13 protein-coding genes are annotated in these 13,308 nt (G+C 72.7%); 7 read left to right on the forward strand and 6 right to left on the reverse strand.

The features are described 5' to 3' along the window. Positions 1–201: 201 nt before the first annotated feature. The 6 genes from ACLQ24_RS00260 to ACLQ24_RS00285 form a co-directional block, all read right to left on the reverse strand. Positions 202–2,766, reverse strand: a complete 2,565-nt coding sequence (locus tag ACLQ24_RS00260; protein WP_425888338.1) for a type IV secretory system conjugative DNA transfer family protein — start codon at positions 2,764–2,766, stop codon at positions 202–204. Continuing rightward, complete coding sequence (locus ACLQ24_RS00265; protein ID WP_425888339.1) at positions 2,763–4,577, reverse strand: VirB4 family type IV secretion system protein; 1,815 nt, start codon at positions 4,575–4,577, stop codon at positions 2,763–2,765. The genes ACLQ24_RS00260 and ACLQ24_RS00265 overlap by 4 nt, the downstream gene beginning before the upstream one ends. Next, positions 4,574–5,515, reverse strand: a complete 942-nt coding sequence (locus ACLQ24_RS00270; protein WP_425888340.1) for a PrgI family protein — start codon at positions 5,513–5,515, stop codon at positions 4,574–4,576. The genes ACLQ24_RS00265 and ACLQ24_RS00270 overlap by 4 nt, the downstream gene beginning before the upstream one ends. Continuing rightward, entirely contained in the window at positions 5,512–6,435 is a 924-nt protein-coding gene (locus ACLQ24_RS00275) for a conjugal transfer protein TrbL family protein (RefSeq protein WP_425888341.1), read from the reverse strand. Before ACLQ24_RS00275 ends, ACLQ24_RS00270 begins: the two co-directional genes overlap by 4 nt. A 3-nt stretch (positions 6,436–6,438) precedes the next feature. Further along, entirely contained in the window at positions 6,439–6,747 is a 309-nt protein-coding gene (locus tag ACLQ24_RS00280; RefSeq protein WP_425888480.1) for a pilin, read from the reverse strand. Positions 6,748–7,220: 473 nt separating this feature from the next. Next, complete coding sequence (locus tag ACLQ24_RS00285; protein ID WP_425888342.1) at positions 7,221–8,111, reverse strand: hypothetical protein; 891 nt, start codon at positions 8,109–8,111, stop codon at positions 7,221–7,223. 628 nt (positions 8,112–8,739) lie between these two features. Between ACLQ24_RS00285 and ACLQ24_RS00290 the strand changes: the two genes are divergently transcribed. From ACLQ24_RS00290 to ACLQ24_RS00320, 7 genes are all read left to right on the forward strand, one after another. After that, complete coding sequence (locus ACLQ24_RS00290) at positions 8,740–9,330, forward strand: hypothetical protein (protein ID WP_425888343.1); 591 nt, start codon at positions 8,740–8,742, stop codon at positions 9,328–9,330. Next, positions 9,323–10,255 (forward strand): TRM11 family SAM-dependent methyltransferase, encoded by a 933-nt coding sequence (locus tag ACLQ24_RS00295; RefSeq protein ID WP_425888344.1) that lies wholly within the window; start codon positions 9,323–9,325, stop codon positions 10,253–10,255. The genes ACLQ24_RS00290 and ACLQ24_RS00295 overlap by 8 nt, the downstream gene beginning before the upstream one ends. Continuing rightward, on the forward strand, positions 10,252–10,758 hold the full coding sequence (locus tag ACLQ24_RS00300; protein WP_425888345.1) for a hypothetical protein: 507 nt from the start codon (positions 10,252–10,254) through the stop codon (positions 10,756–10,758). The genes ACLQ24_RS00295 and ACLQ24_RS00300 overlap by 4 nt, the downstream gene beginning before the upstream one ends. After that, positions 10,743–10,985: a hypothetical protein gene (locus tag ACLQ24_RS00305; protein ID WP_425888346.1), complete on the forward strand. Its 243-nt coding sequence runs from the start codon at positions 10,743–10,745 to the stop codon at positions 10,983–10,985. Before ACLQ24_RS00300 ends, ACLQ24_RS00305 begins: the two co-directional genes overlap by 16 nt. Further along, positions 10,982–11,845, forward strand: coding sequence for a hypothetical protein (locus tag ACLQ24_RS00310; RefSeq protein WP_425888347.1), 864 nt, complete (start codon positions 10,982–10,984; stop codon positions 11,843–11,845). Before ACLQ24_RS00305 ends, ACLQ24_RS00310 begins: the two co-directional genes overlap by 4 nt. After that, entirely contained in the window at positions 11,842–12,357 is a 516-nt protein-coding gene (locus tag ACLQ24_RS00315) for a DNA cytosine methyltransferase (protein WP_425888349.1), read from the forward strand. The genes ACLQ24_RS00310 and ACLQ24_RS00315 overlap by 4 nt, the downstream gene beginning before the upstream one ends. Before the next feature lie 199 nt (positions 12,358–12,556). Then, on the forward strand, positions 12,557–13,087 hold the full coding sequence (locus ACLQ24_RS00320; RefSeq protein WP_425888351.1) for a hypothetical protein: 531 nt from the start codon (positions 12,557–12,559) through the stop codon (positions 13,085–13,087). Positions 13,088–13,308: the final 221 nt, after the last annotated feature.

The raw sequence follows: 13,308 nt of genomic DNA on the forward strand, positions 1-13,308 counted from the left end.
AGAGGTGCCCTCCTGTTCGGGAGGGTGTCTGAGTTTGATCAGTAAGGAACGGAGGGGCTGGTCAGGCCGGTTGTGCTGCGTCAGCGCACGCTGGGCGGGCCATGACCGGAGGTTTTCGGGGTGTGGTGCCAGACGGCTGGGCCGCACCCACCCAGGTGAGCACCTGCACGCCGCCAGCGGGCGTGCAGGTGCTTCGATGTCCTACGGCTGATCGCCGCCGCCGGGGCTGTCATCGTCGCTGGCGGTCGTCCCGTCGCCCTGAGCGGCCTGTCTTGCGCCGCCGCCGTCGCGGGCGGGCTTGCCGGTCCTGGGATCGGCGCCTTTGGGCCGTCGGCGCCGCTTGTCCTCGGCGTTCTTCTCGGCGGCCTCCTGCGCGAGCAGGCGGTTGATCATCTTCTCCACCGGTGAGCCGGGCTGCTGTGGCACGGCCTCGGCGACGTCGGCGCGGATCTGTTCGGCGTCACCGACGATGGCTCGCGGTGGCCGGGTTCGCAAGGTGAACGCCGGCGTTTGCCGCCCGCCGGCCATCAGCCGCGCGGCGGCGGTGTAGGCGTCCAGATGGGTCAGGTCGTGTTCACTGAGTTCCGGCTCGGTGTGCCGAGCCAGCAGCTTCGCGTCCTCCGGCGCGACGGAGAAGTACACCTTGTTGCGGGCGTTCGCGCTGACGGCGGCGAGCAGGTCGCGGGGAAACTGCGACAGGTCCTGGTGGGCCAGGGTCAGCGCGACACGGTACTTGCGGGCTTCGGCCAGCATGGTGTCGACGCTGCTGGCCAGGTTGAGGAAGTTCTGGGCCTCGTCCAGGTAGACGCTGGCGTCTTTGCGCTCGTCGACGGGGGTGGCAGCGCGGGCGGTGGCGGCCTGCCACACCCGGGCCAGGATCAGCGATCCCAGCAGCCGCGAGGTGTCTTCGCCGAGCTGGCCCTTCGGGATCCGCACCAGCAGCACCCCGCCGTCGAGGATCTGCCCCATGTCGAAACTGCTGTTGGGGTAGCGCATCGTCTTGGCGACGAAGTCCCGCAACAGGAACGACCGCAACCTTGCCAGGACGGGCCCGATGACCTGGGATCGCACTCCCGGCTGCATCTCGTCGTACCAGGCCCAGAACCCGCCGAGCCCCGCCGGATCATCAAGATCGGCGGTGAACTTGGCCCGGATCTTGGCCGAGTTGAGCAGTGGCGGAATGCCCTGCAGTGTCGCGCCTGGGTGCCGCAGCAGGGTCAGGCAGGACACCCGCATCACGTCGTCCATGCGCGGGCCCCACGCCTTGGAGAAGATGCTGCTGAAAATGCTGACGAGGTTGTCGACCACGAGGTCGTGGTCCGCGCCCTCCAGGGGGTTCAGCGTGGGCGGGTTGGGCTGGTCGGGGTCGAACAGAACGAGCCTGCCCGTGACCGTCTCCGGCTCGAGCCGGTCGAGGATGTCGGTGATCAGGTCGCCGTGCGGGTCGATGACGACGGTGCCGCGCCCGGCTTCGATGTCGGCCAGGATCATCGACGCCAGCAAGGTGGTCTTGCCGGAGCCGGTGGAGCCGATCATGTGGGTGTGGTAGCGGGCGTCGGCGGGAGTGAGCGCGACCGGGTGCCCGCCGACTTCGGCGTCGCCGAGAACCTTGTTGCCGCGTCCGCCGGTCTGCACCGCGACCGGTGCCGGGGCCGATTTGGCGCGGGCCCGGTCTAGGCCGGGCACGGCCAGGTCCTGCGGCAGGCGGGCCAGCGCCGCGAGCTCGGGCATGCTGGCCAGGAAACCGGCGCCGAGGCGCCGTGCGGCGATCACGGCCGCCGCGTGCGGCATCCGGGCCCGCCGTCCCAGGCTGTTACGCCCGGCGTAGACGGCGAATGACGAGGCGATCGCGTCGGCGATGCCGCGCAGCCGGCCTGCCCGGTTGGCGTCGGGGCGGCGGCTCTCGGTGGCGGCCATGTACCGCACCGCGGTCTGCCACATCGGGCCGGCGGCTTTGTCGAGGATGGCCCGCACGTCGCGGTCGGTGGACGGGTCCCGCCGCACCTGCGCCCGCCTGCCGCTGCTGGCGCCGGAGTTGCCCGGCAGCAGCAAGCTGATCAGGAAGTTGACCGGCGCGGCCGGGTTGATCAGCGCGGTGGCGGACTTGCCTTCCCTCAGCCGGCCCGCCGCCCGCCGGGCCCGGACGACGCGTTTTCGGGCGGCGGGCCGGGCCAGGATCTGCACCACGGCGTGCTCGCCGGGGCGCAGTTGGGCGCCGGCGGACATCAGAGGCCGCAGCGGGTCCAGATCGTGCTCGGTCTCCATCGGCAGCCATTCGCCAGCGGTGGGCAGCAGGTGCCCGCCGGTGGCCACGGTGAGCCTGTCGGGGATCGGCGCCGCCGCCGGCTCGGTGGCGCACTGCGCGGCGGGCCACGCGGCCCGCACGGCGGCCTCGGCCGCGCCGGGAGGAACGCTGCCGGGCACCCACAGGCTGATGCGCAACTGCCGGCCTTCCCAGGCGTACTGCCACACCACGTGCGGGATCCCGTAGCGCAGCCTGCGCCAGCGGCTCGGGGTGAGCAGCCCGTGCAGGTTGGCCCACAGCGTCGCCGCCGAGTGCGGGTCGACCTCGGGCGGAGGGGCGATGGTGATGACCCGCGCGCCGTCGGCGTGCCACGCGTGCCGCCGTGCGGCGATCAGGTTGCCCCCGGCCGCGTACGCGAGCACCGCCAGGGCGGCGACGGCGAGCAGCCACGGCTGGCCCACCGCCAACGTGATCAGGCCGAGGATGCGGTCGCTGAGGCCGGTGATGTCCGGCGGGTTCACAGCTCCACCTCGTCGAGGCCGAGCAGGTCGGCCGGGTTCGTCGTGGCCAGGAGGTGCTCGGCTTTCGAGGCGACGACTTCGAACCTGGTGCGCGCCCCGGAACCGGCCAGCAGGAGGCCGGCGCCCTTGCGGTCTTCGAGCAGGAGCCGCCGTTCGCCGGAGGTCAGGCCGAACGCGTCGCCGACGATGTCGATCGCCTGCGGCGACTGCCGTAGCAGCACCTGGGTCGCGGCGTTGTTGACCACGGCCTTGCCCAGGTCGGTGGACAGGAGGTCTTCGGCGTCCTGGGTGATGACCGACAGGCCGGCGTTGCGTTTGCGCCCGGCTTTGGCCATCCGGAATAGGAACTTCGCGCCCTCCCCGGACTTCATGATCAGCCAGGCTTCGTCGACGACGATCAGCCGGCGCGGCAGGACGCCGTCGGCGGTGGGGGCGTCGACCGATCGCCAGATCGCGTCCAGCGCCAGCAGTGTGCCGGCGGTGCGCAGCTCGTCGGGGAGCTGGCGCAGTGACCAGACCACGAGACGGCCGGTGGGCTGCTGGGTCGACGGCCCGTCGAACAGGGCCTTGAACGAGCCGGTGATCCACGGTGCCAGGCGCGTCGCCAGCCGCGGGCCGGCCGGGTCGGGGTCCCGCCCGAGCTGGTCGGCGAGGTCGGCCAGCAGCGGCGCGGACCGGTGGTGGGTGGCCGGGTCGGAGGTGATCCCCGCCGCCCGGTAGGCGGCAAGGATCGCCCGGTCCAGAGCGGCTTTCTCGGCGGGGTCCAGGACGGTGTGGTCGTCGGGGCCGCCGCCGAGCAGGACCGCGATGAACGTGTGGGCGAACAGCGCCCGCCGGGTGAGGACATCGGGGCGGGGGTCGCCGGCGGGCAGGTCGAGCGGATTGATCCGCACGCGCGGCGCGCCCAGCCTGACGATGGTGCCGCCGACGGCGTCGGCCAGGCGCAGGTATTCGTCGTCGGGGTCGATGACCGACACCTGGACGCCCTGGTACAGCTGCCGCAGGATGTCGAGCTTGACCATGTAGCTCTTGCCGGCGCCGGAGCGGGCGAGGGTGACGGAGTGGTAGTTGTCGCAGGCCCATCGGTCCCACCACACGATCCCGCTCGAGTCGGGGTTAATGCCGTACAGGACGCCGCCGTCGGGGGCGGCTTCGCCGGGCAGGGGCGCGGGAAGGTCGGGGCTGGACAGTGGGAACGCCGCTGCGAGGGCGGCGGTGTCCATGGTGCGGCGCATGCCGAGCGTGTCGGCGCCCAGCGGCAGGGTGGTGGTCCAGCCGTGCAGGTGTCGCCAGGTGGCGGGCTGGACTTCCAGGAGGGTGGACGCGGCGGCGGCGCGGACTTGGGCGACGGCTTCGGTCAGCTCGTCCTCGGTGAGGGCGTGGACGGTCAGGTAGAGGCCGACGCGGAACAGCCGTGCGCCGCCGCGGGCGAGCTGGCCGGCCAGCTCGGCGGCGTCGTCGGCGGCGGCTTCGACGGCCGGGTCGGCCATGCGACCGCGGTCGAGGTCGGTGCGCCGCGACGACTCGAGCTTGGCGCGTTGGGTCTTGAGGCGGGCGGCGGCGACCGGGTTGGGGATGGGGTCGATGTAGAGGGCGAGGTCGAGGCGGCCCGGCCAGGACAGCAGGGGCTCGAGCCAGCCGACGTCGACTTCGGCGGGGTAGCCGGTGACGATCAGGGTCGCGGCGTAGCCGTCGCCGACGCGCACGAACCGTGGCTGGACGTCGACGGCGCCGGGGGCCACAACGGCGGCGAGCCCCGCCGATCCGGCGGGGCTCGCAGAGAGGGTGGTCTTGCTGTTGCATCTGATCATGTGCGGGTCTTTCGCTTGCGAGGGGCGGGGGTGGTGATGACCGCGTCGGGGGCGGCCTGGCCGCCGGGGCGCGGGGGCCGGAAGGGGTCTGCCGCTGCCGCGAGCGCCGCTGTGGCCGCGGCGCCGTCCAGGGCGCGGGCGGTCACCCCGACCGAGGTCAGGGCGCGGGCGGTGTCGTCGGCGTGGCGGGCTGCGGCGTGCGCGCCGAGCGCTGGGTCGGCGTGGGTGGTGACCAGGATCTGGCGGCGCAGCGGGTCACGTTTGGAGGCGAGTTCGGCCAGGAATTCGGCGTGGTCGGCCGCGGCGTCCCGCAGCGCCGGGTGCGCCAGGCTGCCGGCGCGGGCGTCAAGCTGGGTGGCATGGGAGGCGAGGTCGACCGGCTGCGCTGACACGACGATCTGCGTCGGCCGGGCCAGCGAGTTGAGCCACCGGCCGAACGAGTCGACGGCGGCCTGCTGTTCTGCTTCGGTGCGCAGGCCGAGGTTGATGCTGCCGGTCGCCACGATCGCCGCGACCCCGTTGGCGAGACGGATCTGGCCGTCGCCGTCGATCGCGTCGGCGGGCAGCCGCAGCGGCGCCGGCAGCGCCACCCGGACCTTCGGCGCGTCGACCCAGTCCGGCAGCTCGGACGCTTGCGGGGTGAGGGTCGACAGGGTCCTGGGTGAGCGCTGGTGGCGTACCGCCGCCAGCAGCCACTGGTCCAGGGGCAGGCCGTCGCGGCGGCCGACGGCCAGCCCGAACGCCAGCCCGCCGGCGATGACCGCGACGCCGATCAGCGCCGGCAGCGGCACCACCTCGTGCGCGGCCGACCAGATGCCGTAGACCGCGACAGCGGCGACGGCGAGGATGGCCAGCTGCCGAAACGACAGCCCGTAGACGATCTTGTCGGGGGCGTCGATGTCGGAGGGCATCCGGGCCCGCGTGGACGGGGCGCTCATGTGCGCACCGTCGCGATCGCGCGGCCCGCTCCGGGCACGAGCTTGCCCGCGGCGGAGGTGGCGGCGATGCGGATCATGCCGCCGATGACGGTGTTGTTGTTCGTCCCCGGCGACATGACGTGCTTGCGGACGAGGCCGGGGATTTTGACCGTCGTCCAGAGCAGGACCATGACGATGAACAGGTTGAGCAGAACGCCTCCGCCGCCGATGGCGGAGACCTCCGGCAGGATGTGGGTGGGGTCGGTGAGCATCCACATCCCGGCCTGCAACGTGAACGCCTGCAACACCGGAACGATGAGCGTTCCGGTGTAGGCGCGCCACCACGAGCGGGCCAGTCCCTCGGTGGCCGGCAGGGCGTGGCAGGCCAGGGCGATCGGGGCGATCGCGGTGAGGACCAGCAGCACCGACAGGCGCACGATCAACCCGAACGCCGCGGCGCCGACAAGGATCGTGATGATCGCCAGGATGACCGCGAACAGCAGCGGTCCGACCTGCCCAGCTGCGGCGGCGGCCTCCAGGTGTGAGCGCATCGCCGTGGTGGCCTGGCCGGGGTCGCTCTGCGCTCCGGTGACAGAGCCGACCAGGCCGTTGGCCAGACCGATCGCCCACCCGCACAGCAGCGTGCTGAAGTGCGCGGCGACGAACCCGACCACGATGCGCGGAGCCAAATCCTTGACGTGGTAGCGGCTGTTCGCCGACGCCCCGGACGTCACCGTCAGCACCCCGGCGGCGATGAACACGAGGACGAAGGCGGTGTCGACGATCCACACCGACCGGGTGGTCAGCGCGGCCACCTGCGGGAGGTTGGTGACGTCCGGGGTGACGTAGAGGGCGTGGGTGAGAAGGGTGAAAATTCCGTTGAGGGCGTCGAGGATCCAGTCGGTCAGATGGGACAGGATTTCGTCGAGGAGCCAGTCCATGGGTCAGCCGCCGACGATGCCTTTGGCGACCTGCAGCAGCACCGGCGCGAGCACGGCGACGCCGTAGCCGACGAGGGCGTTGCGCAGGGAGCTCTTGGCCTTGTCGACCTGGCTGGGGTCGCCGCCGGCGGTCGCCCAGTAGACCCCGGCCAGGACGAGGAACAAGGTGGCTACGGCAGCCAAAATCCCCATCAGCCAGGTCTGCAGATTGGTGATGACCTGGGGCAGCGTCGCCGCCGCGAGAACGGCGGGTTCGGCGTAGACGGACAGAGGGATGGCGGTGAGCGAGGAGAGCATGGGAGAGGTCCCGATCTCGCCCCGCGGGCACAGGTCGGCCAGGGCGGGGCGGCGCAGCGGATGGGACCGCCGCGCGGCGGAAGCTCACCTTCGGCAGAAGCGAAGGAGGGTCGCCGGACCCGTCGCCGCCGGGCAGGAGCCAGCTCCTGTCTGTCGGTGCGAAAGGGTGATGAGGTGTCAGCGCATCGCGGGGTTCGGCACCCCGGCGGCGGACGGGCCGGCGACGGCCCCCGCCACAAGAGTTCGCGGCGGGCGAGCCACCGCGCGGCCGAGATTGGCCGGGCGGGATCTGCTCGCACCCCCTAACCGGCCGTTGTTAGACCCAGCAGCCACCTGCCGATCTGACACGGGTCTGACACGGCGTCATCGGTTGCCGCGACAGCCTCGACCGGGCCGCGTCCGAGCCCGGGAAGGCAGAAAGGCCGGGCCCACCGATTCGGCGGGCCCGGCCTCATAGGTGCTGGGAAGCGGGCGCGGTGAAAGAGCTGTCAGCGGTGCGCGGGAACCGGCGCTGCGGCGTTGCGGCGGGTGGCGATCGCCTTCGCCGCGCGGATACGGGCCCGCTTCTTGGCCTTGGCCACGTCGTCCTGCGAGTTGTGCCGGACGACTGGCCCGGACAGCAGCCCGTCGCGCAGCGCCGCGGCCAGGATCTCGGAGGCACGTTCCAGCCGGTGGTGCAGCGCCGTGGCGCTGATGCCGAGCCGCTCGGCGATGGTCTCGGAGCGCTGGTTGCCGAGCCTAACCTCGATGAACGCGGCGGCATCCTCGTCGGCGATCAGGTCGAGCGCGGCGGCGCGCATCACCATCAGATCGGGGTGCTGAACCAGCTCCCTCGGCGCCTGCGAGCCGGCGGTCTCGGGCATCTGCGGCACCGGCACGTACACGCCCTCATCGGCCCGCAGCGCGCGCCCGGCCCGCCACGCGGCCATGGTCAGTTTCGCGTACGGGGCGGTGCGGGAAAGGTCGAGATCGCCGCGCAGCGCGGCGAGGAATCCGCTGACGATTTCGGAGTCGAGGTCGTCGAGGTCGCCACGGAATCCGGCGCCGAGGGTGCGGGCGTGCGACAGCAGCGCGGGCATGGCCAGGCCCACCGCGCCGATCACCCACGCGGCGGCCTGCGGGCCGGTCTGGCGGGCGCGGCGCAGCACCTCGCGCCAGATGGCGTCGCGGGCGTCGAACTGGCGCGGGTTGCCCAGCATCCAGGAGCGCAGCTCGGCCAGGGTGACCGTGCCGTCAGGCAGGCCCCAGGCCGGGTCGGCGAACGCGGCGCAGTCCAACGCCAGGGGCGGCTGCGGGTCGCGGGTCAGCGTCGCGAACGCGGTCTGCGCGGCGGACAGGGCGGAGGTCGGCCAGGCGGTGGAGGTCGAGGTGGTGGTCATGGTGCGCTCCCCTGAACAAGTGGAGGGCCGCTGCCGGACTGTCCCGGCGGGCCGTGGTGCACCGATTTCGCCAGCCCCGTCTGGCACACCCCTGACACCGCAGGCCAGCGGCCCTATCCGGCCGGTCTAAGACCTCTGCCAGACCCGCGACGCCAACCCCGCCTCACACAAGCCGCTGAAGATCGAAAGCCTGTGAGCTGCACTGACAGAACCGGCGCCCATGATGGTGTTCGATGCGGGACCGGCGGGCGTGTCAGACCGTGCACGGTGACAGACCGGCCCGCGCCGGTCATCGCACGGCTGTCACGGCTCTGACACGCAGGCCAGCTCAGACCGCCGCTGGCACCAGGTCCGCCAGCCCGGCCGGTCGTCCGGGACGGGGGCGTCTCCTGCCGCGGTTGGCCGCTGGACGGCGGTGACCTGCGGTGTCAGACCGGGGGCGGCTCGTGCCAGACGGGCAGGTGGCTGCTGGGCCTGACAGCGGCTGGTTAGGGGACGTCAGCGCAACACCGCAGGGCACGGCGTGGAGCCCACACCGCCTATGCACACCACACCCCCAACCGCCTCCGTCGGCACCGACGCCGATGGCCCCGACCTCGTCCCCGGGACGCCGCCCATACCGATCAGCGTGTGGCGCACCCCCGCCGCGGACACCGACCCCAACCCCCTGCTGCCCGCATCCCTGATGCGCCAGCTCACCGCCGCGTTCACCGGCCCGGGCACGCATGTAGTCGACCTCACCGGCGGCCTGCTCGCCGACGCCGTGACCGGTCGTGCCGTGCACGTCGGTGTCTTCGACGACGGCGACATCACCATCCCGGCCGGCTCACCCGAGCCGGGCTCGGTCGCGCTTGTCGCGGTCGCCTGGCCGCCGCCGAACACCAGCGCCGCCCAGCGCGGCGAAGCGACCGCGACGCTGCTATACGCCGCCCGGCGGTGGCTGGCCACGGACGGCGTCCTGGTCCTGCTGGCGGGCAATCCGCCCGGCCAGCCGCCCGCCGACTACGGCCCGCTCGTCGCCGCCGCGGCGGCGGCCGGGCTGGGCTACCTGCAGCACATCGCCGCCGTCCGGACCCCGGTCATCGGAGCGCACATCACCACCCCGCAGGACCCCTCCGCGTGGACGTTCGGCGGGGCGCTCGACGACGTCGTCATCCACCTCGGCGTCCACGCCGACGTGTTCGCGTTCGCCGCCCGCGACGGCGGCCGTCATGGCTGAGCGCCTGTCCGTCACCGGCCCCGATCACGGGCCGTGGGCCTCGGTCTGGGCGACCGCCCAGCAGACCCAGCCGGTCCAGCGACGCGGCCGATACGTGCCCGAATCCCTGGCGCATCCGGCGCGGATGCTGCCCGCGATCGCCGCCCACGCCATCGCCGCCTACACCCGGCACGGCGACATCGTCCTGGACCCGATGTGCGGCATCGGCACCACCGTCGTCGAGGCCATGCACGCCGGCCGCGACGGCGTCGGCGTCGAGTACGAAGCCCGCTGGGCCGACCTCGCCGACGCCAACATCCGCCACACCCTGGCGGCCGGAGTTCTCGGCCGCGGGATGGCGGTGCGCGGCGACGGCACCCGCCTGACCGCGATGCTGCCCCAGCATCTGCACGGGCAGGTGTCGCTCGTCGTCACGTCCCCGCCGTACGGGCCCACGGTGCACGGTCACGTGCGCCCGAGCAAGGGCGGCGTCGCCAAGTCCTCACACACCTACGGCGACCCGGACGCCGACCGCGGCAACCTCGCGTTCCAGTCCCAGGGACAGCTCGTCGAGGCGTTCACGCAGATCCTGCGCGGCTGCCGGGTGCTGCTCAAACCCGGCGGCGTCGCGGTCATCACCGCCCGCCCGTACCGGGTCGGCGGAGACCTGATCGACCTGCCCAGCGCGGTCATCTCCGCCGGCCTCGACGCCGGCCTGACCCCGGTCGAACGGTGCGTCGCGCTGCTGGCCGGAGTCCGCGACGGGCGCCTCATTGCCCGGCCGTCCTTCTTCCAGCTCAACGCGGTCCGCAGAGCCCGCCAGGCCGGAGTCCCGCTGCACCTCATCGTCCACGAGGACGTCCTTGTGCTGGCCAACCCACACCCCGACGGGCAGCTGCGCCTGCCCGCCTCCCTGTCCGCCCGCACTCCGGAGACACCCTCATGACCAACCCCATTCACCCCCGCCACGGACAGCTCGCCGTGACCCGCATCAGCGTCCGCGACGCCCGTGCCTTCGTCGCGACGCACGCCACCTCCGGCGTCTCAGACGGCGGCCGGTACGGCGTCGCCATCACCGCCCAGACCCACCCCGGCCAGATCCCCACGATCGTCGCCGCCGCGATCGTCGGACGCGACCCCGGCATGCCCGGCCCGGCCGCGCAGATCGTCGTCGCCTTCGACGCGCCGACGACCCGGATGCGGCGCATGCTCCTGGCCGCCGTCTGGGACACCGCCCGCCGGATGGGCTACCGCGCGCTGGCCGTGACCGGCGACCACCGCCACCCCGGCGCCGACGGCGTCGAGGTCATCCCACAGATCGCCGCAGGACTGCCAAGGCATCGCCGCGCCCGCGTCAGCCGTACGGCCCGCACCGGCCGTCAGCTGACCCGCAATCTGCGGGAACAGCCCTACTACACCGGCGGGCAGGGTCCATGGCTCGCCCCGTGAACCCCTCCAACCCCGGCCAGTCCGACCACCGTCGGCTGCTGCTGTGGGCCGACATCTACCGGATGCCGTCGGGCTCCTTCGGCGGCTGGCAGCCACCGGATCTCGTCAGCGACCGCGACCATCCGTTCCCGCGCCAGATGGCGCCGGTCCGGCAGCGCTGGCGCGACCGGATACGCGGCCAAATCCGGCGCTGGCGCGGACGAAACGACGAAGGGGCGGCGCGATGAGCGCCGCCCCTACCCGTTCCGCGATGCGGATCCTCAGCCTCGGCGCCGGAGTGCAGAGCTCCGCCCTGCTGATGCTCGCCGTGCGCGGCGAAATCGCCCCGTTCGACCTGGCGATCTTCTCCAATACCGGCTGGGAGCCGGCGAAGGTGTACCTGCATCTGGCCCGCCTCGAAGCGATCGCCCAGCATGCCGGGCTCGAGGTCGTCCGGGTGTCCAACGGGCACATCCGCCGCGACGCCCTCGACCCTGCGCACCGGTTCGCTTCCATGCCGCTGTTCACCCTCGGACCCAACGGGGAACGTGGCATGGCCCGGCGCCAGTGCACCGGTGAGTACAAGATCAAAGCCTTGAAGCGGGAAGTCCGCCGCAGGCTCGGCTACCCGCATCCCCAGCGGGTGCCCGACGGCGTGCACGCCGAGATGGTCATCGGCATCTCCGAGGACGAGATCGGCCGCATGCGCCAGCCCGACGTGCGCTACATGCGCCACGCCTACCCGCTACTGGAGTTGGGCTGGACCCGGGCGGACTGCCTCACCTGGCTCGACATCAACGGCATGGCCAACACGCCCCGCTCGGCATGCCTGGGATGCCCGTACCACGACGACGGATTCTGGCACGACCTCAAGGTCAACAGCCCGCTGGAGTGGGCTGATGTTGTCGCGTTCGACAAGTCGATCCGCCACGGATCGGCGCGGGCCAACGCCGGCGGGCACCCGCTGCGGGGGCAGCTCTTCCTGCACCCGCAACGGGTTCCGCTCGACGAGGTGGTGCTGCGGCCCAAGCAGCCCCAGGCCCGGCCCGGCTGCGGGCCGTGGACGTGCGCGTCGGGGTATCCGTCCGGCGAAGGGCGGGTGGCGTGACCCGTGCCCGCACCCCGAAAGCCAAGCCGCTCACGCTCGGCAGCCTCTGCACCGGCTACGGCGGACTCGACCTCGCCATCGAGCACGTCACCGGCGCCCAGCTCGCCTGGTACGCCGATACCGACCCCGCCGCCAGCCGCGTCCTCGCCGCCCGCTACCCGGGAAAGGAAAACCTCGGCGACATCAGCTCCGTCGACTGGGGCGAGGTCGCGAAAGTCGACATCATCGCGGCTGGGTTCCCGTGCCAGGACATCTCCAACGCCGGGCGAAGGGAAGGGATCACCGGCTCCCGGTCCGGTCTGTGGACCGCCGTCGCCGACTGCGTTCGCGCGCTTGGACCGGCGCTCGTGGTCGTGGAGAACGTGGCCGCGCTTCGCAGCCGCGGACTCGGCGTCGTCGTCGCCGACCTGGCCAAGATCGGGTACGACAGCCGGTGGGTTTGCCTACGCGCATCCGACGTCGGAGCCGCCCATCGCAGGGACCGCCTGTTCCTGCTGGCCCAGCGGCGGTGAGAGTCCCGACGGGCTGCTGCCGACCCCGTGCGCGCGAGACGGCAAAGGCGTCGGCCGCAGTACCCTGCCCGGACTGATCCAGCCTTGGGCGCGGGCTCGGCAGCATCTGCTGCCGACGCCGCGGGCCAGCGACACCGGCACCCCCGGCCGGGCCGCCGGCAGAGGGTTCCGGCCGCCGCTGTCCCAGGTCCTGCTCCCCTTGGCGGAGCAGACGCTGCTACCCACGCCCCGGGCATCCGACGGGACCAAAGGCTGCCCCGGGCAGCGCGGCTCGAAAGGAGATCTCACGCTGCCGTCGGCGGCAGTCCAGTTGCTGCCGACACCGACAGCAGCACGGTACGGACGCAACAGGTCGCCGTCACCGGGGGCCGCGATCCGGCCGGGGCTGGACTCCATCGGTGAACTCGTCGCCCCGTCCGGCGACGCGGAGTCCGCGCCAGCCAGCGGCACGATGTGGGGTCGCTACCAGATGGCGATCTCCCGCTGGGAGGCCATCGTCGGACGGTCCGCTCCGCCACCGACACAGCCGGGCAGCACCGGCTCGCCGGTGCTCGCACCGGCGCTGGTCGAGTGGCTGATGGGCCTGCCCGAGCAATGGGTCACCGACCCGCGGCTCGGCCTGGCCCGCACCGCCGCGCTGAGGGTCCTGGGCAACGGGGTCGTCCCGCAGCAAGCCGTCGCCGCGCTGCGGCTGCTGCTGTGCCGGCACCGCTGGCAGACGACGCCGTGACCGGTACCGAGCAGTTCCTGTACCAGCGGGCGGGGCCGGTCAGCTTGTATCTCGGCGATGCCGCCGAAGTGCTGGCCGAGATGCCGGAAGCGTCGGTCGACTGCGTGGTCACCTCCCCGCCCTACTGGGGTTTGCGTGACTACGGCACCGGCGCCTGGACCGGCGGCGACCCCGCCTGCCCGCACACCGGGACTGCGGTGTGCGGGCGGTGCGGGGCGGTC

Source organism: Micromonospora sp. DT4 (assembly GCF_049841675.1).
In the GTDB taxonomy this organism is placed as follows: Bacteria; Actinomycetota; Actinomycetes; order Mycobacteriales; family Micromonosporaceae; genus Micromonospora.